The organism is Serinibacter arcticus (genome assembly GCF_003121705.1).
Lineage (GTDB): Bacteria > Actinomycetota > Actinomycetes > Actinomycetales > Beutenbergiaceae > Litorihabitans.
In genome coordinates, this window is sequence record NZ_PYHR01000002.1 from 2,631,867 (window position 1) to 2,655,021 (window position 23,155).

The window sequence follows — 23,155 nt, forward strand, 5'->3', positions numbered from 1 at the left end:
CATGACCGCACCCGAGAACACCCGCACCATCGACGTCGAGGTCACCGGACCGTTCGGCATCCGAGGCAGCCTGAACCAGGCCGAGGCGCGGATCGTCGCCGTCGAGGGCCTCACCGTGGCGCACGTCGAGCTCGTCGCGACGTCGAAGCGTGGCGCCGACCTGCTCGACGACGCCATGACCCTCACCCCCGAGGGCCTCGAGATCCGCCTCCCCACCATGTCGGAGGCGATCGCCGCGCAGGGGCTCTGGCGCGGACTCGCCTCTGGGGCGTCGTGGGGGCTGCGGGTGGAGGCGCGCGTGCCGGCCGGGAGCTGGCTCGACCTGCGCTCGAAGGTCGCCTCGCTGAAGACCGAGGGGCGGTTCGGTTCGGTCCGCTGGGCCTCCAGCCTCGGCGACGTCACGCTCGAGCGGACCGAGTTCCTCAGTGCGGACATCGGGATGGGCAACCTCAAGGTCGGCTACTGCGACGCGGCGGAGATCACCGGCGGCGCGGGCGACGTCAAGATCACCGAGGTCGGCGGCTCGCTCACGATCGACGGCGGTGTCGGGGACGTGCGGGTGCGGACGCTGCGCGGCACCGCCGCGATCGTCACGGGGCTCGGGGACGTCACCCTCGGCGAGGTGAGCGCGAGCGGCGGCACCGCGAACGACGACGGGGGTCGGGAGGCCGCCGACGTCCGCGTTACGTGCACCGCCGGTGACATCAAGATCAAGGAGCTGGTGACCGGATCGGTTCGGCTCGGCACGACGATGGGCGACGTGACGGTGGGCGTGGCACGCGGGTCGGACCTCGTGGGCGCTGACCTCCGGTCGGAGTCCGGCAGTGCCCGGTGCAAGGTCCCGGTCGTCCCCGGTCCTCGGCTGAGCGGACCGCTCGACGTCCCGCTCGCGTGGGGGACGCCAACGCCCGGCGTGCACATCCACGCCGAGTCCAGCTCGGGCGACATCACCGTGCGTGACTCGCGTCGGGGCAAGCGCGACCGGACGTAGGTCCATACGTAGCGCCATGCCGCGCGCCGGCGGTGGATGGGCAGTTCTGCCCTTGCCCGCGCGGGGCGTGAACGGCAGGATCGGACGGCCGCACGCGCGTCCGCGCAGGTCAGAGGGGGAGTGGATGACCACCGAGAACGAGCCGCCCGTGGGTGACGAACCCGCGCAGGAGCCGCCCGCTCCTGCGCCGACCACCCCGCCGTCGCCGGTTCCACCGATGCCCGCCCCGATGGACCCGCGCGCCCGTCGCCGCACACTCCTCGTGCTCGCCACGATCGCCGTCGTCGCCGCCGGCACCTGGATCACGGTCTCCACGCTCACCGACCCCGAGCGTCAGGCGCGCGCCGCCGCGACGGACTACCTCCGGGCGCTCGAGGACGGCGACGCCGACACCGCCGTCGCAGCGCTCAGCTCCACGTTCACGCCCGGGTGCCCCGAGATCCTCACCTCCGACGTCTACCGCGAGGTGCCGGACCGGCCGACGGGCGCCGTCGTCTCCGACGTCACGGTCTACAGCTCGGTCGATGACGACCGGCCCCGCGCCGTCGTGGACGTGGTCTACCAGCGTGGAGAGGGAGGGGACAGCCGCTCGGCCGGGATCGAGCTCGTGCGCACGAGCGAGGGCTGGAAGGTCGACATCGAGTCGGAGCTCGCGGCCGGCGCCCCGCCCGTGGGCGCGATCGTCGGAGCCGGCGAGTTCACGGTGGACGACACGTGCTCGGTCCCCGCCAGCGAGAAGGTCGAGGTGCGGCTCCTGCCCGGGAGCTACACGCTCGGCTACGCCGATCCCTTCCACCTCGAGCAGGCGCCGACATTCCGGGTCACGCTTCCGGGCGCCTCCGAGCAGACGATCACGCCCGTGGTGCGCCCCGAGGTCGGCGACGCGGCCCGCGAGCAGGTGCTCGCGTGGGTCACCGCCTGCGTCGAGGGCGGCTGGGGCGGTCCGACCTGCGAGGGCGAGGAGGTCGACGTCCCGGGCTATCTCGCCCCGACCGCCGGAGGACTCGTGGAGGACCTCGGGGTCGGGTTCGTCCGCGACCCGGCCGGAGGCTGGCGGTTCGACGCGTCGGCGGCGCAGGACGTCGACGGCACGACCGTGTGCGGCCCCGACGCCACCTCGTGGTGCGTGCCGGACGAGCCGATCACGGGAACGGTCTACTTCCGCTACACGGGGTCGGTCGTCGTCGACGACGACGGCGCCGTCACCCTGACGAAGGAGGCACGATGACCCCCGGACCCTCGAGCAACGGGCTTCGCGCCCTGCTCGCGTCGCTCGCCGTCCTCCCGGTGCTGGCGCTCGCGGCCTGCTCGCCCTCGACCGACCGGTACGAGATCGGCGACCGGGACGAGGACCGGGTGCGCGACGTCGTCACCTCCTACCTCGACGCGCTCGCCGAGGGAGACGCGGAGACCGCGCTCGAGCTGCTCGGGGTCGCGGCGCACGAGACGGTCTGCCCCGATCTCGTGACGAACGCCGTGTACGGCGAGGTCGCCGGTCGCCCCGTCGACGGCGAGATCACCGACATCACCGTGACGGCGGGCAGCCTCCGGGTCGGGCGGCCGACGGCGACGGTCGCGGTCGAGCACGCGTGGGACGGCGAGGAGACCCTCCGTCGCGCGCAGGTCGCGCTGGTGCGCGGCGACGACGGGTGGCAGGTCGAGGAGGACGGCGCACTGGGCCTCCAGAGGGTCGAGCTCGGGATCGACGGCGGCGCCGTCCTGGCGCTGGACGGCGCGTGCCACGCGAGCCCCGGCGAGGCGAGCTCGGTCACGGTGCTCCCGGGCACGTACTCGGTCACGGTCGAGGACACGGCCGGGATCGGCACGGTCGAGCCGTTCGAGCACCAGGTGCCCGGATCCGACTACACGCTGGTCCAGCTGCAGCCCCGGCCCGAGGTCGTCTCCGACGTGACCGGTCAGCTCACCGCGTGGATCGACGCGTGCGCCGCCGACCCGCTGGCCGACGCCACGTGCCCCGACGGGGTCGACACGGTGCTCCGGCGTCTCGACATCACCGAGCGCGACCCGGTCGAGGACCGGGACGTGGGGCTGTTCCTGACCCGCGACGGCTGGGCCTACAGCCTGACGGGGAGCCAGGAGATCCGCGGCACCCTGCGCGCCGACGGCTGCATCGGTCAGGGTGAGCGGTGCGTCCCCGGGGCCCCGCGGAGCGACCTCGTCAGCTATCGCCTCACGGGCACCGTCACGCTCGACGACGACGGCGCGGTGGTGCTGACACCGAGCTCCTGAGCGGGGTGCGGCGCCCAGAGCGAGGCGCCGAGAACGCTGACGCTCGCGGCTGCAGCGCTCCAGGCGCGAGCGACGACGTTCGCGTGGCCCGGTGCCTGACGCGCTCGACCTGCACATACCTGCACATGCTACGGTCCGCGCATGTCCACTCTCGAGCGTCGTCTTCAGGTCCTCCTCGACCAGGATCGTTTCGCGAGACTCGAGGCCGAGTCGGCAACGACCGGGCGCTCGATCGGCTCCATCGTGCGCACGGCGATCGACCAGCACTTCTCGACGGCGGGGGTCGAGCTGGCTCGCGCCGCTGCCGCCAGGCGCATCCTCGACGCCACCGCCGAGACCGACGGGAGAGAGCCGGACTGGGCGGAGTCGAAGGCCGCGATCGTCGGCGACGCCGACCGTTCGGTCGGGGCCGATGGCGCCGGCCGATGACGGCCGAGCGGCTCTTCCTCGACACCGCGGTGCTCGCCCTGGCGGTCGGGGGAGAGCGCCCGCTCCGGGAGGCCTGCCGGACACTGCTCGAGCGGGCGGCGCGGGGTGAGGCGGAGATCCACGTGAGCGTCGAGGCCCTGCAGGAGCTGCTGTTCCACCGGATGCGGCGCGGGTCCCGCCCGGACGCCGTCGCGCTGGTCAGGGACGTGCGCGAGCTGTGTCACGTCCACCCGTTCGAGGACTCGGTCCTGCTGCGGACGCTCGACCTCGCGGCGACCACGTCGCTCGGGGGCCGCGACGCGGTGCACGCCGCCACCGCGCTCGTCGCAGGGTTCGAGGAGATCGTGACGCCGGACCACGACTTCGACGCGGTGCCGGGACTCCGCCGTCGGGACCCGGTGTGAGGTGAGCGCCCGGCTGCCCCGGTCGCCCCGGACGGGCCGACGACGCCGACCGGGGTTAGGGTCGCTCCGGCGCACCACCGGGCGCGCCCCTCGGGCACACGGCCGTGCCTCGCTGAAGGAGCCCCGATGCCACCGTCGACCGCGGCGGCCCCTGCACTCGCCGCCACGGAGAAACCCGCCGTCGTCTGCGAGTCCGTCGTCCGCATCCACCGCCACGGCTCCATCGAGGTGCAGGCCCTCCAGGGCCTGGACCTGAGCGTCGAGCGCGGCGAGATGATCGCCGTCGTCGGCCCCTCCGGCGCCGGGAAGTCCACGCTCCTGTCGATCCTCGCGGGCTCGGACGCCCCCTCCGCCGGCCGCGTCCACGTCGACGGTTGGGACCTCGGCGCCCTCTCGACGGCCGGCCGGGTGCGGTACCGGCGCGGCGTCGTCGGCGTCGTGCGCCAGCAGACCTCCCGCAACCTCGTGGCCCACCTCACCGCGGAGGAGAACGTCGCGATGCCGGCCGCGCTCGGCGGCACCTCCCGCAAGGTCCGCCGCACCCGTTCCGCCGAGCTGCTGGACCGGCTCGGGGTCGGCGACTGCGCCCGGCGCCTGCCGCACGAGATGTCCGGCGGCCAGCAGCAGCGGGTCGCGCTCGCCGTCGCCCTCGCCAACGGACCGAGCGTCCTGCTCGCCGACGAGCCCACGGGCGAGCTCGACACCACCACCGCGCACGAGATCCTCGGCGCCCTGCGCACCGTCAGCCGCGAGGACGGCATCACCGTCGTCGTCGTCACGCACGACGCCACGGTGAGCGACTCGGTCGAGCGCACCGTCGCGATCCGGGACGGGCGCACCAGCTCGGAGGTGCTGCGCACCTTCTCGGACGACGGCGCGGGCGGCTCCCACGTCGTCGCGCAGGAGTACGCCGTGATGGACCGCGCCGGGCGCGTGCAGATCCCGCGCGAGTACCGCGAGGCGCTCGAGCTGACGCGCCGCGTGCGGCTCGCCCTCGAGGCCGACCACGTGTCGCTGTGGCCGGACGGCGAGCGATGAGCGCCGCCGTCGAACGCAGCACCCCCGAGCCCGCCCCCGAGCCCACCGTCGTCGTCGACGACCTCCACCGCTCCTACGGCACCGGCCCGGCCGCCGTCCACGCCCTGCGCGGCGTCTCCTTCACCGCCCACCGCGGCGAGCTCGTCGCGATCGTCGGCCGCTCCGGCTCGGGCAAGACGACGCTCCTCAACATCGTCGCCGGCCTCGAGTCGGCCGACGCCGGCCGCGTCAGCGTGGCCGGCACCGACGTCACCGCCCTGGACGAGGACGGCCGCGACGGCCTGCGCCGCCAGGGCGTCGCGATGATCCTGCAGGGGTTCGGCCTCGTGGAGGAGCTCACCGCCGCCGAGAACGTCGGCCTCCCGCTGCGGCTGCAGCGCTGGCGACCGGCCCGGCGCGAGCGACGCGTCGCCACGCTGCTCGGCCTCGTCGGCCTCGAGGGGCACGCCGCGCACCGCCCCGACGAGCTGTCCGGCGGCCAGATGCAGCGCGTCGCCGTCGCCCGCGCGCTCGCCGCCTCCCCGACCCTTCTCATCGCCGACGAGCCCACCGGCCAGCTCGACACCGACACGGGCCTCGCGGTCATGGCCCTCATCCGCGGCGTCGTCGAGGCCGAGGGCATGACGGCCCTCCTGTCCACGCACGACCCCGTGATGATCGCGCTGGCCGACCGCGTGCTGCACCTGGAGGACGGGCGCCTCACCGGTGACTGATGCACGTCGCCTGCCGCCCGCGCTCAAGCGTGCGCTTGCCCAGTGGCCGCTGCTCGCCACCGTCACGCTGGCGCTCGTCGTGTCCGGGACGCTCGCGGCCCTGTGCGCGCTGCTCGCGACGGCGGGCGTCGCGGGCGGTCTCGCCGACCGGTTCCGGGGTGGTGACGACGCGGCCGTCGTCTCCGCCTACCTCGTCATGGAGGACGACGGCGCGGCGTCCGGCGCGGCCGCGCTCGCCGCTCTCGCGGGCATGACCACCGACGCCGCCGGCGACCTCGCCCTGCCCGCCTCCACCTGGGCCGTCTCGGACCTGTCCTACCTCCCCGGCTCTGACCCCCGCGCCACGTACCTGCTCGACGCCGACACCGCCGCCGACCACGCGACCCTCGAGGCCGGGCGGTGGCCCGAGCCGTCCGCCGCGTCGGCCGGGGCCGACGACGCCGGCCCGCTCGAGGTCGTCCTCCTCCGCCCGACGGCGGACGCGCTCGCCGTCGCCGTCGGCGACGAGCTCGTGCTCGCCCCCCACGCGGGCCGCGAGCCCGACGGCGGGGAGGGCGCGCGCCGCGTCGCCGTCGTCGGCATCGCCGTGCGGGACGTCGACGCGCAGTGGCAGCGGGACCAGCTGAACGGCGAGGGGACGGGCACGGTGCTGGGGCGCCTCGACGCGTTCGGGCCCCTGCTCGTGGCGCCCGGCACGCTGCTCGACGCCGGCGCCCCCGTCACGCGCGGCAGCGTCCGCGTCGTCCCCGACCTCGCGAGCGAGCCCGAGCGAGCGCAGGCCATCGCCGACGGGGTGGCCGGCCTGCGGGCGCGCGCCCTCGACTCCCTCGGCGACGACGTCCGCTCCGTCTCCGTCCAGTCCGATCTCGGCAGCGAGGTGCGGGCCGGGCTGGCCGAGCAGAGCGTCACGCGTTCGCTGGTGCTCGCCGTCCTCCTCGTCGTGGTCGCCGTCGCCGCGACGGTCCTGGCGCAGGTGGGCCGCGCCCTCGCCGCCCGACGCCGCGCCGAGTGGGCGCTCGCGAGCGCGCGCGGCGCCACGCGCTGGCAGGTCAGCCGCGGGACCGTCGCCGAGGCGGTCGTCGCCGCGGTGGTCGCGGCCGGGCTGGCGACGGCGATCGCTCCCTTCGCGTACCGCGCGCTGGCCTCGTCGGGATCGGCGGCGTGGTGGCCCTCGGCCTCGGGGGCGGGTGCCGTGGGCATCGACGCGGTGGTGATCGCCGCCGTCGCGATCGGGACGCTCGTGCCCGCGGGGGTCGTCGCGGCCGAGGCGTGGCGCATCGCGGGCGGGCGCGGCTCCGGCCGGACGGCCCGCCCGGTGGTGCGCCTCGCGGGCGAGGTGCTGCTCGTCGTCCTCGCGGCGGTCGGCGTCGTGCAGCTGCGCACCCACGCCCCCAGCCCCGGCCTCGACCCGCTCCTCGTGCTGGCGCCCGGCGCCGTCCTGGCCGCCCTCGTCGCCGTCGCCCTGCGCGTGGTGCCGCTCGCCGCCCGCGCGGCCGACGGCGTCGTGCACCGCGTGCGCGGCGCGGTGCTGCCCCTGGCCGTGTGGCGGATCGCGCGCGGCACGCTCGCCGGCGCCGCGGCCGCGGTGGTCTGGGCGGCGGCCACGCTCGCGTTCGTCGTCCCCGTGTCCGCGACGTGGTCGCAGTCGCGGGTGGACCAGGCCGAGGCGTCCGCGGGTGCCGACCTCACCGTCATCGACGCACCGGGCGGGGACACGGGCGTCGTCGTCGCCGACGCCGTCGGGGCCTCGCCCGCCGCGGTGCTGAGCCGGCCCGTGCAGCTCGGCTCGCGGCCCGGGTCCGCCCGGCTGGTCGCGCTCGACGCCGCGCGTGCGGACGAGGTGGTGCTCGGGCGGCTCGACGGCGCCGGGTCGGTTGCCGCCGGGTCGTGGTCGGAGGTCATGGCGCCGCTCGTGGACCGCGGCGACGGCACCGGCGCCGAGCCGGGCACCGTCGCCGACCCCCTCGGGGTGACCGTGACGGGGGACGCCGTCGGGATCGAGGGCTACCTCGCGCAGGCCACGGTGACCCTGGTGGTGCAGGCGCCGTCGGGGGAGAGGTCGTTGGTGGAGGCCGAGCCCGTGATCCTCGACGGCACCCCGCAGCGGCCGGTGCTCGCGGCCGAGACCGCGCTGCCCGACGGCGCGACCGTCCCCGCGGTGATGCTCGGCTTCGACCTGATCGCCGAGTCTCTGGACGCACCCTTCCTCAGCGGCGGCGCGACGGCGACGGTCGCCGTCGCGATCGACGGCGCCCCCGTGACCAGCTCGTGGACGGCGTCGTTCCGCGGGGTCGAGCAGTTCGGCGCGCTGCGCTTCGATGACGGCGCGATCGTCGTGACGGCGGGCGTCGACCTGCTGCTGGACCGCGGCACCCGGCTGCTGGTGAGCGCGTTCCCCGTGGCGGCTGCGCCCGAGGTGCCCGTGCTGGCGTCGGCGGAGCTCGCCGCGGATCTCGGGCTCGCCAACGGCGACCTGCTCGACCTGCGGGTCGGGGCCGCGGCCGTCACCGCGCGCGTCGCCGGCGTCATCCCCTACGTGCCCTCCGAACCCGGCGCCCCCACGCTGCTCGCCGACCGCTCGACGATCGCCGACGCGATGCTCGTGGCGGGCGAGACCGGGCCCGTCGTGGACGAGTGGTGGGTGGCGCAGCCCGGGGCCGACCCCGCGGACGCGGTCGCGCAGCTGGAGGCGGCGGGCCTCGAGCCCACGGAACCCGAGCGGATCGCGACGGCGGACGCGGCGCGCGCGCCCCTGAGCCGCCCCGTGCTCGCCGCGCTCGCGCTGCTGGCCGCCGGCGCCGTCGTGCTCGCGTGGGCCGCCGTCGGCGCCGACGCCGCCGCCACCGCGCGGGCGCAGGCGATCGTCGACGCCCGGGTGCGCGCGCTGGGCGCCCGCCGCGCCGACGTGCGGCGCATGACGATCGTGCGGATCATCGGCACGACCTTCGCCGCCGTCGTGGTCGGGGCGGTCGCCGGAACGGGCGCCGCGCTCGCCGTCGCCCCCTCGATCGTGGCCGGCGACGGCGGAGCGCGCCCGGTCCCCGACGTCGCCCTGGTGACGCCGATCGGCGCCGCCCTCGCGGGCCTCACGCTGCTCGCCGCGGGGGCGGCCGTGGTCGGGGCGGTGCTCGGGTCGCGGACGGCATCGTCGACCGCCCGGTCCTCGACGGCCAGCCTGCTGCGCTCGGGGGACGCGGCATGAGCGGGGTGCTGCGCGGCTCGGTGCTGGCGATCCTCGCGCGGACGAGCCGCGCGGCGGCGCCGCTGCTCGCGCTGAGCGCGCTCGTCGTCGCCCTCGTGAGCGTGCTGAGCGTGGTCGTGCCGCGGATCCAGAGCGACGCGACCACCGCGTCGGTGCAGGTGGCGGTGGCGGATCCGGGCGCCGTCGTCAGCGTCGCGGTGCCGCTCACAGGGGACGACGTCGTGCCGCGACCGCTGTGGGACACGACCGCCGACACCGTGGAGTACGTGCTCGGCAAGGTCACCGACGCGCTGCCTGACGCCTACGGACCGCCGATCGCGACGCTCGTGAGCCGCCCCCTCACGGCGGAGCGGATCGACTACGTCGCCACCGAGCTGCGCCTGGCCTACCTCGACGGCGAGAACGCGCCGCAGGTCCGGTGGGTCGAGGGTCGCAAGCCACGCGCGACGGCGGTGGCCGAGGACGTCGTCGGCACGGACGCGCCGATCCCGCCGGTCGAGGTGGCGCTCACGCGGGCGAGCGCGGACCTGCTGGGCGTCGGCCTCAAGGACGACATCGAGACCGCAGCCACAGGGGGCGGGCCGGTCACGGTGCGGGTGGTGGGGATCTTCGAACCGGCGGACGCCGAGGACTGGGGCTGGAGCCTCGTCCCGTCGATCCTCGAGCCGCTCGTCGTGCGCGGCGGCGACCCGCGCAACGCGGTGGTCGGGCTGCTGAGCGACGAGTCGGTGCCGTTCGCGAGGTTCGCGATGCCGCCGCTGTCGCTGGACCCGCGGTACGTCGCGCGGCCGGAGGTGGGGGAGGTGACCGTCGCGACGGCGCAGCGGCTCGCCGACGACGTGCGCGCGCTCACGGCGGCACCCGACGCCGTCGACATCCCCGGCGTCCCGACCTCGCTGACGACGCAGGCCGACGTGGTGGTCCAGCGGTCGCTCGACCTCGCGGCGGAGGCGTCGGCGCGGGCCACGGTGGTGCTGCTGGGGCTGCTCGCGGCTGCCGGTTCGCTGCTGGGGCTGGCGGCGAGCGTGCTGGCGCGACGGCGTGGTGCCGCGGTGGCGCTGGCCAGGTCGCGCGGGGCCTCGCGCCTGGTGCTCGCGGGAGTGGCGGCGGGGGAGTCGGTCGTGGTGGCTGTCGTGGGGGCAGCGGTGGCGGCGGGGGTCGTGGTGTGGGGGTTCGGGTTCGGCGCGGGGGCGGGAGCCGTCGGGCTGGGGTGGGTGGCGCCGGTGCTCGCGGCGGTGCTGCTGCCGCCTGTCGCGGTGCTGGTGGCGGTGTCGTCGGTGGAGGCTCCGCCGTCGGGGGCGGCGCGGTCGCGGTCGAGGCGGGTACAGCAGGCGCTGCGCGCGGCCGCCGAGGTCGTGGTGGTGGCGCTCGCGGTCCTCGCGACGCTGACCCTGCGGACGCGCGGGGACGCGGCTGCCGCGGGCACGGTCGGTGCGGATCTCGTGGTGCTGGGTGCCGCGCCGCTGATCGCGGGGGCGTGCGCCGTCGTCGCGCTGCGGCTCGCGCCGTGGCTGCGACGGGCGGCGGTCGCGACGGCGCGACGCGGGGTCGGGGCGGTGCCGCTGCTGTCATCGGTGCGCGCCGGGCTCGGCGGGGTGGCGACGGTGACGATCCTGGTGAGCGTGGCGATGACGGTGCTCGCGGCGGCCGAGCCGCTGCCGGGTGCCGGGGGTGCTGGCGGTGCTGGCGGGGCTGGTGATGGCGCGGAGCTCGACCCGGTGCTGGCGCCGTTCGTCGACGCCGCGACCGTCACCCGCACCGGGGTGGTCGGGGCGCTGATCACGATCGCGCTGGTCGCCGTCGTGCTCGTGGGGATCGCCGACCGCGCGCGGAGGGATCGCGACGGCGCTCGAGCCCGCGCGCTCGGGCTGACGGCGGAGCGGGCGTCCCGGGTGGCGGTGCTCGCCGCGGCCGTGCCGGTGGCGCTCGCGGCCGCCGCCGGGGTGGCGACGGGGCTGCTCGCGGTGGTGCTGGTAGCCCCGGGGGTCGCGGTCGGACCGCTGATGGCGTGGTGGGCGGCGGTGCCGGTGCTCGCCGTCGTGGCCGCCGCGGTCGCGTGGGCGCGGCCGCCGCGGTCGTCGTTGGCGTCGCGGCTGCGGGCGGGCTGACGCCGGACCAAGGGGTGGACCCGGCATCGACTGCGTCGAGCGCCGGCTGCCCGACAAGGTTCGCGTGACGTTAGTGTCGAATACCGGGTACGCGTGTGGGCGCTGGGCCAGGAGGAGATCGAGATGGAAGTTCGGTTCGGCGCAAAGGTGAAGAACAAGCGTCAGGACGCTGTGCTCGAGCTGTTGAGCGTCACGCTCCTGCCGGGTGAGCGCGTGGCGCTCGTGGTCAAGACGAACAAAGTTCGTGGGCTCCTGGAGTTCCTGGCCTTCACGCAGTGGCGCATGCTCAGCCTCGGCCGCAACCCTCTGGACGTCGTCCACGAGATCGACAACGTCGACGTCGTCTCCGCCTTCTTCCAGAACCAAGCCTTCTCCGGCAACAGCGTCCACATCTCCACCCGGGACGGCGCCCTGGACCTCGGAGCACTTCTCGAGGTGTCCGACAAGGGCGAGGTTCGGTCCCTCCTGGACGCGGCTCTCGCCTGCAGCGATCCGCAGCCGCTCGCCGCGGCGCGGGCGCAGGCGCTCGGGGGCGGCGGCTACACCGCTCCGTACGGGACGCCGGAGCCCCCGGAAGCGCCGCACGTCAGCGACAGGGTGCCGCCCCCGCTGACGACGCCGACCGCTCTGGAGCTGGCGGAGCTCGGGGCGCTCCACGCCGGCGGCATCCTGACGGACGAGGAGTTCGCGATGGCGAAGGCGGCGGTGATCTCGCGGATCGCAGGGTGATCGACGTCCCGGGCCCGCCGGAAGCCGGGGTGGGACGAGGGTTGGCCCGTCCGTGCTCTGCGGCTTCCGGATGTAGCACGTCGGCGGGCGGCTTGAGATGATGCGGCAGTGACACAGTGGGAACCCGGTCAGCACGTGCAGGGGCACCAGCAGGCCGAGGAGATGGCTGCGCACCACATGCGGCGCCTCGGTCACCCGGACGCTCGGGCGACGCCGGTGGGCCCCGACGGCGGGATCGACGTCCGAGCGCGGTCGGCGATCGCTCAGGTCAAGATGGAGTCGACCTACACCGGCCGTCCTGCCCTGCAGCGCCTCTACGGAGCGCGAGCCGACGACCGACACCTCCAGCTGTGGTTCTTCTCGGCCACCAACTACACGCGCGACGCCCTGACGTACGCCGACGGCGTCGGGATGATCCTGCTCACCTGGGATCACCAGGGCAGGCTCACGGCCCGCAACGCGGCCGCCGAGCGCGCTCTGGCGTGGCGGTCCGCACCTCCGACGGCCCACCCCGTCGCGGGCCGAACGGCTGGGCCGGTGGTGGGGTCGACGGGCCGGCCGAGGCTCGTCCCATCGCCCGACACGAGGATGCGGGCGTCCTCGCGAGAGCGCCGACGTCCTGGTCTGCGAGGGTGGTTGCTCCACCACGCGCTTCGTGTCGTTGCGGTGCTGCTCCTGCTCGTCCTGGTCGGGATAGGGAGCAATGCCGCGGAGCTGGACGCAGCCTCCCCCGTCTTCCGTGATGTCTTCGCAGGGGTGGGGACGGCGTTCGTGCTGACGGTTCTGGCCGCGATCGGGCAGGGCGTCTACCGGTCCCGACGGGACGAGGGCCGACGCTAGACCTCGAGCGGAGCGGTAACGAGACGTTGCGTCTCGTTACCGCGTAGAATCGCAGCCATGACTGGACGCGTGTGGCTGGTGACCGGAGCGAACCGCGGCCTGGGCCGGGCGATCGCCGAAGCCGCGGCGAGGGCCGGCGATCAGGTCCTCGCGACCACCCGGCGCGAGGGGACGACGCCGCGGATCCCGGGCGTCGTCGAGCACGTGCTGGACGTGCGCGATCGCGACGGTACGCTCGCGGCGGTCGAGCGGGCCCGGGTGGAGTTCGGTCGCCTCGACATCCTCCTGAACAACGCGGGCTTCGGTGTGGTCGGAGCCGTCGAGGAGGTCGACGAGCAGCTCGTGCGAGACGCGCTGGAGACGAACGTCCTCGGGCCGTGGTGGCTCGTTCAGGCGGCGCTGCCCGTGATGCGCGAGCAGGGATCCGGCCACGTCGTGCAGATCTCGACGGTGGGCGCTGCGGGCACGATGCCGCTGTTCGGGCTGTACAACGCGTCGAAGTGGGCGTTGGAGGGGATGAGCGAGGCGCTCGCGCAGGAGGTCGCCGACCAGGGCATCCGCGTCTCGATCGTGGAGCCCGGCTCGATCGACACCGAGTGGGCGATCGGAAGCATGCGGTTCGCCGCGACGTCGCCGGCCTACGACGCGACGCGCGAGCGTGTGCTCGGGACGCCGCAGCTCGAGTGGGAGACGACCGGCACGGGTGGGGGCACCCCGCCCGAGGTGATCGCCGCCGCCGTGCTCGCCCACGTCGACGACCCGCGGGACGAGCGGCTGCGTCTGCTCGTCGGCGACGACGCTGCCGGCGCCGTGGTGGCGGCGCTGGAGGGCCGACGTGCCGACTACTCGCGCGACCCGGCGTTCGTCGCGGCCGAGCGAGCGGTCCGGGGTGAGGAGTGATGGCGCGGGCGTCGACCAGGCAGCGTGTGCACCGGGCCGTGCTCGAGCTCGCAGGTGAGGTCGGGTTCGGCGGGCTCACGATGGAGGCGATCGCGGCGCGGGCCGGCGCCGGCAAGCAGACCCTCTACCGGAGCTGGACGAACCCGGGCGCGATCCTGTTCGACGCGCTGCTCGACCGCGATCGAGGCGACGCCGGCGACGCGCTCGTCCCGGACACCGGTGACCTTCGCGCTGACCTCGTCGCGCTCGCGTCCGGGATCGTCGCCGAGCTCAGCGATCCGGCGAGCGACCGGCTCCTCCGGGCGGCGACGGCGCAGGTGCTGACCGACCCCGACCTGAACCTCGAGCTCCTGCACCGGTTGCTCGAGCCGCAGATGCGCGCGATCGGGGAGCGATGGCGGATCGCGGACGTCGACGCCCCGGACGAGCTCGCCGAACTCCTCGTCGGGCCGATCTTCCATCGCTGGCTGCTCAGGACGCGTGCGTTCGACGACGCGTGGCTCGGTCGCCACGTCGATCGGGTGCTGGCAGCCGCGACGCGCTGAGCACACGCGCTCGGACCGCGCCTCTCGAGCGGCGCGGAACGGAACCCCGCCTACCCGGCCCCGCCCTCGCCGTCGCGCGCCGCCCACACCATGCCCTGCTCGATCACCCGGAACACCCACGGGTCCGCGAGCGTCTCGACCGAGTGCCCGACGGTGCACGCGAACACGCGCCCGGCTCCCCACTGCCGCGTCCACACCACCGGCACGGTGACCGGCTCGCTCCACGGCTGCCCCTCCCGCACCGCGTGCGTGGTCTCCACGAGCACGTCGTCGGCCGCGTCCGTCTGCACCCAGTACTGCTCCGACCGCAGGGCGAGCGTCGGCTCGAGGCCCTCGAGCACGGGGTGCTCGGCACGGTCGGGCACCACCCGGATCTCGTGATCGATGAGGTCCCCGGGGTGCGCCACGAACTGCCCGCCCACCAGGTGGTGGAAGTCGGTCGCCCCGCGGAAGGAGTCGAGCAGGCCGCCGTGCCACCCCGCCAGGCCCGTCCCGGCCTCGACGGCGCGGCGAAGCCCGGCCAGCTCGTCGGCCAGGATCTCCCCGTTCGTCCACGCCTGCACCACCAGGTCGGTGCGGTCCATCGTGTCCTCGTCGGCGTAGACCTCCAGGGCGTCCTCGACCGTCACGTCGAAGCCCAGCTCCTCGAGCCTCGGGATGAACAGGTCGGTCGTCGGGACGGGGTCGTGCCCCTCCCAGCCACCGCGTACCACCAGCGCGCTTCGTCGCACGTCACTCCTCCTTGCTGAGAATGAGGCCCTCCACGGCCTCCGGTGAGAGAAAGCTGTCGATCACGAGCGTCGCGGCACCGACGATGCCCGCGTTGCTGCCCCCGCGCGCCGTGCCGATCTGGAGCCGGGCCGTGGCCAGCGGCATGCACCGCTGGTAGACGACCTCCCGGATCCCGGCGATGAGCTGGTCCCCGGCCAGCGCCAGGAGACCCCCGACGACGATGCGCGAGGGGTTGAGCAGGTTCACGGCGCTCGCGAGCGCGAGCCCGATGTCGCGCCCCGCCTGTCGCACGTGCGCGTTCGCGCGGACGTCGCCCACCCGTACGCGAGCGATGACGTCGTCGGTGGAGACCGGCGCGCCCTCCTCCTGGCCCAGGTTGCGGGCGATCGAGGCGAGCGAGGCCACCGCCTCGAGGCAGCCGTGGTTGCCGCACCGGCACAGCACGTCCTGCTTGCCCGGGAGCGACAGGTGGCCGATGTCCCCGGCCGCCCCCTGCGCACCGCGCCGCAGCGCACCGTCCATGAGGACGCCCGCGCCGATGCCGGTGGCGACCTTGACGTACAGCAGCTCGCGCTCGCCCGGGTAGATCATCCGCTGCTCGCCGAGCGCGATGATGTTGGCGTCGTTGTCGACGGCGACCGCGACCCCCAGCCGCTCCGCCAGGTGGCTCGGGACGTCGACGTCGTTCCACCCCGGCATGATTGGCGGGTTCGCCGGACGCCCGGTGAGGTGGTCCACGGGGCCCGGGACGCCGATCCCCACGCCGGCCAGGTCCGACGCCGGTCGCCCGATCTCCGCGAGCAGCGCCTCGGCGGTGTCGGCCACCCAGGCCAGCACCCGCTCGGGTCCGTCGGTGATCGCGACCAGCTCGTCCCGCTCCACGAGCAGCGTGCCCGCCAGATCGGTCAGACCGATCCGGGCCCGCGTGGCGCCGAGGTCGACGCCGAGCACCACGCGGGCGCTCGGCGCGAAGGCGAACGTGGCCGGTGGCCGGCCGCCCGTGCTGCTCGCCTCGCCGGTGGGCGCGAGCACGCCGATGCGGCACAGCGCGTCGATGCGGGCCGCCACCGTCGAGCGCGAGTGCCCGCTCTGCGTCATCAACCACGCGCGGGTGCGCGGGGCGCCGTCGCGGAAGAGCTGGAACGTCTCGCCGGCCCCCGTGGGTCGCGCCGGGAACTTCCTCAATGCGTCCATGAGCACAGTGAACCCCCTTGAGCTGCCGCGCGACGGCGCCGCGCAGCCGGCCCGGCGTCCTCGCCCGGCCCTTTGGTCTCCTTGAGATGAAAGTACTCGATCTTTTGATTGACGGCCAGCAAAAGTCTGCTTACGGTCGACGGGTGGTCAGAGGGGACCGCTCGTCGTCGCGTCGGGTCCGCCCGGTGGAGACGCCCTCCCGCTGACCTGCGTCCGCAGTCGTCGTCGACAGCCCGAGGTCCAGGAGGTGATCGACCCACCACCACCGTCAGCAGCACCCGTATGTGACATCAGACCAAAGGAGCTTCTGGTGAAAAACCTGCTCGCACGCAGGTCGCCCGGCGTCCGCCGCGCGATCGCGGCAGCCGCCGCCGCCACCGTGGCAGTACCCATGTCCTTCGCCGCGATGGCCTCGGCCACCGCGGTCCCCCTCCCCTCGCCCGAGCCGGAGATCGTCGTCGAGGAGGAGGACTTCTCCGTCCTCGTCTTCTCCAAGACCGCGGGCTTCCGCCACGACTCCATCCCCGCCGGCATCGCCGCGATCGAGAAGCTCGGCGAGGAGAACAACTTCGCCGTCGACACCACCGAGGACTCCACGCAGTTCACGGACGAGAACCTCGCCAACTACGACGCCGTCATCTGGCTGTCGACCACCGGCGACGTCCTCAACGCCGAGCAGCAGGAGGCGTTCGAGACCTACATCGGCAACGGCGGCGGCTACGCCGGCGTCCACGCCGCCTCCGACACCGAGTACGACTGGCCCTGGTACGGCGAGCTCGTCGGCGCCTACTTCGCCGGTCACCCCCAGAACCAGACCGCCACCATCAAGGTCGAGGACCACGCGCACGACTCCACCGCGCACCTGGACGACGAGTGGGTGCGCTACGACGAGTGGTACAACTTCCGCTCCAACCCGCGCGACACCGTGCACGTGCTCGCCTCGCTCGACGAGACGACCTACCAGGCCGGCGCCTCGGCCATGGGGATCGACCACCCCATCGCCTGGTGCCACACCTTCGACGGCGGCCGCTCCTGGTACACCGGTGGCGGCCACACGATCGAGTCCTTCGAGGAGCCCGACTTCGTGCGGCACCTGCTGGGAGGCATCCAGACCGCCGCGGGCGCCGTCGAGAGCGACTGCACCGCGACGCAGAGCTCGAGCTTCGAGCGCGTCGACCTCAGCGACTCCACGTCCAACCCGATGGCGCTGAAGGTGGCCGACGACGGCACCGTCTTCTACATCGAGCGTGACGGCCGGGTGCAGCGCATCGACGCCGACACCACCGTGACCACGACGGTCCTCGACCTCAGCGTCACGCAGAGCAACGAGGACGGCCTGCTCGGGATCACCCTCGACCCGAACTTCTCCGACAACGGCTGGGTGTACCTGTACTGGTCGCCCACCGACCTCGGTGGTTCCGGGCCGCACAACCGGATCTCGCGGTTCACCTACGACGCGGTCGCCCAGACGATCGACCCCGCGAGCGGCGTCACGCTGCTCGAGGTGGCCACGCAGCGCGACACGTGCTGCCACGCCGGCGGCGACATGCTGTTCGACGACGAGGGCAACCTGATCCTCGCCACGGGCGACAACACGAACCCGTTCGAGTCCGGCGGGTTCTCGCCGATCGACGAGCGCGCGGGCCGCTCCAGCTACGACGCCCAGGGCACGTCGGCCAACAGCAACGACCTGCGCGGCAAGCTCATCCGCATCACGCCGCAGGACGACGGCACCTACACGGTGCCCGAGGGCAACATGTTCGCGCCGGGCACGGAGCTGACCCGCCCCGAGATCTACGCGATGGGGCTGCGCAACCCGTTCCGGATCGGCATCGACCACACCTCCGGGAACCTGCTCGTGGCCGACTACGGCCCCGACAGCAGCCAGGCCTCGCCCACGCGCGGCCCGATCGGGACCGTGGAGTGGAACATCGTGGCCGAGCCCGGCTTCTACGGCTGGCCGCACTGCACCGGTGACAACGCCGGGTACAACGACTACAACTTCGCGACCGGGCAGTCCGGCGAGCCCTTCGACTGCACCGGCGGCGTGGTCAACGACTCCCCGAACAACACCGGGCTGACGGAGCTCCCGCCCGCCATCCCCGCGGAGATCTACTACAACGCGGGCGGCTCGCCCACGACGCCGGAGATCGGCGGCGGCGGTGCGCCCATGGCGGGCGACACCTACGTCTACGACCCCGAGCTCGTCTCCGACGTCAAGTGGCCGGCCTACTGGGACGGCAAGGCGATGTTCGGCGAGTGGAACAAGGGCACGATGTACTCGATCCAGCTCGCACGCGAGGACCGGACCGACATCGTCGACGTCAACCGCGTCCTGCCGGGCATCTTCGACCCGTCCGTCGGCTTCAACCGACCGATGGACTTCGAGTTCGGGCCCGACGGCGCGCTGTACGTCATCGACTGGGGCTCGGGCTTCGGCGGCAACAACCCCAGCTCCGGCATCTTCAAGGTCAACTACGTGCTCGGCGAGGTCTCGCCGATCGCGCGGGCCACGGCCGACGTCACGAGCGGTCTCGCGCCGCTGGAGGTCTCCTTCTCCTCGGATGGCACGCGCCACCCGAACGGCGAGGCGATCACCCTCCAGTGGACCTTCGGCGACGGCTCCGAGCCGAGCACCGAGGCCAACCCCGTGCACGTGTACGAGGAGGAGGGCAGCTACGTCGCCCAGCTCACCGCCACGGACGCGGAGGGCCGCACCGGCGTCGCGAACGTCACGATCGTGGTGGGCAACATCGCGCCCACGATCACGATCACGTTCCCCGAGAACGGCGGCTTCTTCGACTTCGGTGACCAGGTCGCCTACGAGGTCGTCGTGGAGGACCCCGACGGCACGGTCGACTGCGCCGACGTCACGCTGTTCACCGCGCTCGGCCACGACTCGCACGCCCACCCGTTCGAGGAGCTCTCGGGCTGCTCGGGAATGATCCAGACGGCGCGCGACGAGGGCCACGGCATCAGCGAGAACATCTTCTGGGTCATCGAGGCCAGCTACATCGACGACGGTGGCTCGGTCGGCGTGCCGCTGCGCGCCGACGACCTGCAGGTGCTCCAGCCCAAGACGCTCCAGGCCGAGTTCTTCACCTCGACCGGGCGCCTGGACTCCTCTGACGCGGCCGGCGACCCGGGCGTGGTCATCGAGCCGACGACGGACGTCGCCGGTGGCGGCTCCAACATCGGCTACATCGAGGCCGGTGACTGGTGGGCGTTCGACCCGATCAGCCTCGCGCAGATCGACACGATCGCCCTGCGTGCCGCGTCGCCCGACGGCGGCGGGACCGTCTCGCTCCGCTGGAACGACCCCGAGGGGCCGGAGCTGGCGAGCATCGACGTGCCGGCCACGGGTGACTGGCAGAGCTACGTCACCACCTCGGGCGCCCCGGTCGAGGTGCCCGAGGGCACCGGGACGCTCTACTTCGTGAGCCTGGACGGCGGACTCAACGTCAACTGGGCCGAGTTCAACGGCCGCGGCGTCACGGACAACGTGCGCCCCGACGTCGCGCTCACGATCGACGACGCCACCCCGACGGCCCCCGCCACCGTGACCGCCACGGCCACGGCGTCGGACCCCGACGGCGAGGACAGCGAGCTCACCTACGAGTGGGACGCCGGCCTCGGTGACGGCTTCGCCGACGGCGGGCCGGAGTTCACCTTCACCTACGAGCAGGCGGGCACCTACCGCCTGCAGGTGCGGGTCACCGACCCCGGTGGCGCGTTCGCGGTGGAGTACCTCACCGTCACGGTCGTCTCCGAGTCCTCCCCGCCGCCGATCTGCCTCACCGGCCGCTCGGACGACTTCCTGGGCGACGAGCTCGACGACGACCGGTGGACCACCGTGGTGCGCCGCGACCAGAACATCCGGGTCGCCGACGGCTCGCTGGTCATCCCGGCGAGCAAGACCGACATCTACGGGCCGGGCGGCGACGTCAGCAACATCGTGCTGCAGGAGCTGCCCGACGGCGACGTCGTCCTCACGACGGAGGTGAGCATCGCGGCCCGCGAGCAGTACCAGCAGGCCGGGCTGATCATCTACGGCGACGACGACAACTACGCCAAGCTCGTGATCCAGGGCCGCACCGCCTCCCCGGACGCGGGGGCACGCATCGTGCAGCTCGCCGTCGAGGAGAACGGCACGGCGCAGGAGGTCAACACCAGCGGTCTCGGTGTCGACTTCCCGGACACCGTGCAGCTGCGCCTCGCCCTGACCGACGGGATCCTCACGGGTTCGTACTCGGCCGACGGCCAGTCGTGGACGGAGCTGCCGGACACGCTCGAGCTCGGTGAGGTGAGCGAGCTCGGTGAGCTGAAGGTCGGCCTCACGGCGTTCGCCAACACGTCGTCGGTCAGCCCCGTGATCGACGCGTCCTTCGGCTGGTTCCAGATCAGCCCGGACGACACGGCCACGACGCCCGGACCGGACGACCTCTTCGACGGTGACGCGCTCGACGCGTGCCGCTGGAGCGTGGTCCGCGAGGACACCGACCGGTACCGCGTCACGGACGGGTGGCTCGAGCTCGACACCACCCCGACGGACATCTACGGCACCGACAACGGCGAGGTTCCCAACATCGTCGTGCAGGCCCAGCCCGCCCAGGACTGGACCGTCGAGACGATCGTGGACGTCACCGCGCTGGACCAGCAGTACCAGCAGGGTGGTCTGATCCTGTACGGCGACGACGACAACTACGTGAAGCTCGACGTCGTCGCCCGCAACGCGGTGGGGTCGGCGCGCGACCTCGGTCTGGAGCTGCGCAGCGAGGCCGGCGGCGTCGTGCTCAACCCCCAGCCGGGGGTCGACGGGCTGGAGGGCGACGTGTTCCACCTGCGCCTGACCAAGGAGGGCGACACCTTCACGGGTGCCTTCTCCGCGAACGGCGAGACGTGGACGCCGCTGGCCGAGGCCGTGACGAACACGGGACTGGCCGAGGCCAGGGTCGGTCTGTTCGCGCTCGGCGCGGCGGCCGAGCCGATCGTTCCGGTGCGCTTCGACCACTTCCTCGTGGTCGACGACGAGGAGGTGCCGGTCGAGCAGGCGTTCGTGGACGTTCCCCCGGGCACGAAGTTCTTCACGGAGATCTCGTGGCTGGCGTCCGAGCGCATCTCCACCGGCTGGGTGCTGCCCGACGGCACGGCGGAGTTCCGTCCGGTCACGCCGGTGGCGCGCGATGCGATGGCGGCGTTCCTCTACCGCCTGGCGGGTGAGCCGGACTTCCAGCTGCCCGAGGTGTCGCCGTTCGTGGACGTGCCGACGAGCAACCAGTTCTACACGGAGATCGCGTGGCTGAGCTCGGCAGGCATCTCCACCGGGTGGGACAACGGTGACGGCACGGCGAGCTTCCGCCCGCTGGAGCCGATCGCGCGCGACGCGATGGCGGCGTTCCTCTACCGCTACTCCGACGTCGAGGGCTACCCCGTCCCGGAGGTCTCGGCCTTCGACGACGTGCCCACGACGAACCAGTTCTTCACGGAGATCTCCTGGCTCGCGGAGAACGGGATCGCCACCGGGTGGATCGGTGAGGGCAACGACGGGACGGACATCTTCCGCCCGCTGAACCCCGTCAACCGTGACGCCATGGCGGCCTTCATGTACCGGCTGGAGCACATGGGCTAGCCGCAGGCAGCAGCACGCCGGGCACGCCCGGCAGCACCTCGGCGCGGGACTGGGATCTCCCGGTCCCGCGCCGGGGCGTCGGCTCCGCCGACACCTCATGACCTTTGCGACCCTTCACGACCCTTGCGACCCGGAGGCCCGACATGACCCGACCCCGACCCACGACCGCGGCTCGCCTGCGGGCGTCGCTCGCCGCCCTGCTGCTCGGACTCCTGGGCGCGGTGGCGCTCGGTCCCGTGGCCGCGCAGGCGCACGGTGGCCCGATCACGATCGAGCTCGGCACCGACGGCGGCGGGGGTGTCGACGCGTTCCTCACCTACGTCAACGACGGCCACCCCGTGGAGGAGAGCGCGGCGATCACCGTCGTCGCGGTCTCGGACGCGGGGGAGGAGGTCGGGCCGCTCACCCTGCAGTCGGCGACCTCGGGGGTCGGCTGGTACCGCTCCGACGCCGGCGTGCTGGGCGAGGGGCACTGGACGGTGACGGCCACGGTCACCGAGCCGTCCGAGGTCGAGGCCACGGTCGAGCTCGACATCGTCGCGCCGCCGGTGCCCGAGGCGGCGCCGGAGTCGGCGCCGTCCGAGGCTGCTCCGGAGGTCGAGGCGGGCGGCGAGTCCGACGGGGCCGCCGAGACCGCCGCCGAGGGCACGACCGAGGTCGGCGACGCCGCGTCCGACACCACCGCGAGCGCGGGTTTCCCCTGGCTCGTGGTCGGTGGGGTGGTGCTGGTCGCGCTCGGAGCGACGATCGCCGTCGTGCTCAGCCGGCGCAAGCGGGCCGCGCGCGCCTGACCCCGCCCCGGCCGCCTCTGCCCCGCGCGCCTCGCTCTCTGCGGACGGACCTCGCTCTCTGCGGACGGTTGCTGACGCCGTCGTGCGCCCAGGCCCCTGACCTGCGGCGATGCTGCGGGCCGCCGCCGCGGCCGGATTCTGTCCGCAGACAGCGAGGGCCGTCCGCAGAGAGCGAGGCCGAAGCTGCTCGACGGCGTCCCGGGACGCAGCGGGCCGCGACCACGACGTCGAACTAGCCTGACGAGATGACGCCGCTCTCGCGCCGCTCGCGCGCCCTTCCCCTCGTGATCGCCGCGAGCGGACTGATCCTCGTTGCCGGGTGCGGGGCGCCGGCGGCCTCGGAGTCGACCGCCACGTCGCCCGGAGGCGCGCTCGACTCTCCGTCGCCCCACGTCGACCCGTCCGGCTACGTGCCCTTCGACACCGACCTGTCGCTCGAGGAGGCGCAGGCGAGGGTTGAGTCCAACGGGCTGACGGACGACGTCATCGGCTACCGGTTCGAGAGCGACGCCTGACCCGAAGGGCCTCGCGAACGACCCGAAGGGCCTCGCGAACGACCCGAAAGGCCTCGCGAACGGATGGCGGACGAGCGGACGACCTCGACGGGCACACCCCTCGCCCCCGACGCGCGGCAGACTAGGCGGCGGCGAAGGACCGCGA

General features: G+C 73.9%; 18 protein-coding genes. 16 read left to right on the top strand and 2 right to left on the bottom strand.

Annotated elements, in window-relative coordinates; translation table 11 throughout:
- The first annotated feature begins 1 nt into the window (after position 1).
- The 13 genes from C8046_RS11845 to C8046_RS11905 all read left to right on the top strand — a co-directional run bounded on the left by C8046_RS11845 (position 2) and on the right by C8046_RS11905 (position 14,149).
- Positions 2–991 (top strand): DUF4097 family beta strand repeat-containing protein, encoded by a 990-nt coding sequence (locus C8046_RS11845; RefSeq protein WP_109229621.1) that lies wholly within the window; start codon positions 2–4, stop codon positions 989–991.
- 124 nt (positions 992–1,115) lie between these two features.
- On the top strand, positions 1,116–2,219 hold the full coding sequence (locus C8046_RS11850) for a hypothetical protein (RefSeq protein WP_109229622.1): 1,104 nt from the start codon (positions 1,116–1,118) through the stop codon (positions 2,217–2,219).
- On the top strand, positions 2,216–3,241 hold the full coding sequence (locus tag C8046_RS11855; RefSeq protein WP_109229623.1) for a hypothetical protein: 1,026 nt from the start codon (positions 2,216–2,218) through the stop codon (positions 3,239–3,241). The genes C8046_RS11850 and C8046_RS11855 overlap by 4 nt, the downstream gene beginning before the upstream one ends.
- 141 nt (positions 3,242–3,382) lie before the next feature.
- Positions 3,383–3,670 carry an antitoxin gene (locus tag C8046_RS11860; protein ID WP_109229624.1) on the top strand — a complete coding sequence of 96 codons (288 nt, stop codon included), beginning with the start codon at positions 3,383–3,385 and terminating at the stop codon, positions 3,668–3,670.
- Positions 3,667–4,074: a type II toxin-antitoxin system VapC family toxin gene (locus C8046_RS11865; protein ID WP_109229625.1), complete on the top strand. Its 408-nt coding sequence runs from the start codon at positions 3,667–3,669 to the stop codon at positions 4,072–4,074. Before C8046_RS11860 ends, C8046_RS11865 begins: the two co-directional genes overlap by 4 nt.
- Before the next feature lie 126 nt (positions 4,075–4,200).
- The gene (locus C8046_RS11870) at positions 4,201–5,112 is read left to right on the top strand and encodes an ABC transporter ATP-binding protein (RefSeq protein WP_109229626.1); all 912 of its coding nucleotides are present in this window, start codon (positions 4,201–4,203) and stop codon (positions 5,110–5,112) included.
- A complete protein-coding gene (locus tag C8046_RS11875) occupies positions 5,109–5,825 on the top strand; it encodes an ABC transporter ATP-binding protein (RefSeq protein ID WP_109230910.1) in 717 nt (238 codons plus the stop codon). Before C8046_RS11870 ends, C8046_RS11875 begins: the two co-directional genes overlap by 4 nt.
- The gene (locus C8046_RS11880; RefSeq protein ID WP_109229627.1) at positions 5,818–9,027 is read left to right on the top strand and encodes a hypothetical protein; all 3,210 of its coding nucleotides are present in this window, start codon (positions 5,818–5,820) and stop codon (positions 9,025–9,027) included. Before C8046_RS11875 ends, C8046_RS11880 begins: the two co-directional genes overlap by 8 nt.
- Positions 9,024–11,135, top strand: coding sequence for a hypothetical protein (locus C8046_RS11885; RefSeq protein WP_109229628.1), 2,112 nt, complete (start codon positions 9,024–9,026; stop codon positions 11,133–11,135). The genes C8046_RS11880 and C8046_RS11885 overlap by 4 nt, the downstream gene beginning before the upstream one ends.
- Positions 11,136–11,258: 123 nt before the next feature.
- A complete protein-coding gene (locus C8046_RS18800; RefSeq protein WP_199224460.1) occupies positions 11,259–11,864 on the top strand; it encodes an SHOCT domain-containing protein in 606 nt (201 codons plus the stop codon).
- Positions 11,865–11,972: 108 nt separating this feature from the next.
- Positions 11,973–12,704 (top strand): restriction endonuclease, encoded by a 732-nt coding sequence (locus C8046_RS11895; RefSeq protein ID WP_109229629.1) that lies wholly within the window; start codon positions 11,973–11,975, stop codon positions 12,702–12,704.
- Between the two features lie 57 nt (positions 12,705–12,761).
- Positions 12,762–13,604 (top strand): SDR family NAD(P)-dependent oxidoreductase, encoded by an 843-nt coding sequence (locus tag C8046_RS11900; RefSeq protein ID WP_109229630.1) that lies wholly within the window; start codon positions 12,762–12,764, stop codon positions 13,602–13,604.
- Positions 13,605–13,642: 38 nt separating this feature from the next.
- Positions 13,643–14,149 carry a TetR/AcrR family transcriptional regulator gene (locus C8046_RS11905; RefSeq protein ID WP_235866305.1) on the top strand — a complete coding sequence of 169 codons (507 nt, stop codon included), beginning with the start codon at positions 13,643–13,645 and terminating at the stop codon, positions 14,147–14,149.
- A gap of 50 nt (positions 14,150–14,199) precedes the next feature.
- Here C8046_RS11905 and C8046_RS11910 read toward each other — a convergent pair whose 3' ends face one another.
- Together C8046_RS11910 and C8046_RS11915 are read right to left on the bottom strand one after the other, a co-directional pair.
- Positions 14,200–14,880, bottom strand: a complete 681-nt coding sequence (locus C8046_RS11910; RefSeq protein WP_109229632.1) for a ThuA domain-containing protein — start codon at positions 14,878–14,880, stop codon at positions 14,200–14,202.
- A gap of 1 nt (position 14,881) precedes the next feature.
- The gene (locus tag C8046_RS11915; RefSeq protein ID WP_109230911.1) at positions 14,882–16,075 is read right to left on the bottom strand and encodes an ROK family protein; all 1,194 of its coding nucleotides are present in this window, start codon (positions 16,073–16,075) and stop codon (positions 14,882–14,884) included.
- 310 nt (positions 16,076–16,385) lie between these two features.
- On the opposite strand from C8046_RS11915, the gene C8046_RS11920 reads away from it, so the two are divergent.
- From C8046_RS11920 to C8046_RS11930, 3 genes are all read left to right on the top strand, one after another.
- The gene (locus C8046_RS11920) at positions 16,386–21,704 is read left to right on the top strand and encodes a ThuA domain-containing protein (RefSeq protein WP_146197147.1); all 5,319 of its coding nucleotides are present in this window, start codon (positions 16,386–16,388) and stop codon (positions 21,702–21,704) included.
- 143 nt (positions 21,705–21,847) lie between these two features.
- Positions 21,848–22,495: a hypothetical protein gene (locus tag C8046_RS11925; protein WP_109229634.1), complete on the top strand. Its 648-nt coding sequence runs from the start codon at positions 21,848–21,850 to the stop codon at positions 22,493–22,495.
- Between the two features lie 245 nt (positions 22,496–22,740).
- On the top strand, positions 22,741–23,010 hold the full coding sequence (locus C8046_RS11930; protein WP_109229635.1) for a hypothetical protein: 270 nt from the start codon (positions 22,741–22,743) through the stop codon (positions 23,008–23,010).
- The last annotated feature ends 145 nt before the right edge of the window (positions 23,011–23,155 follow it).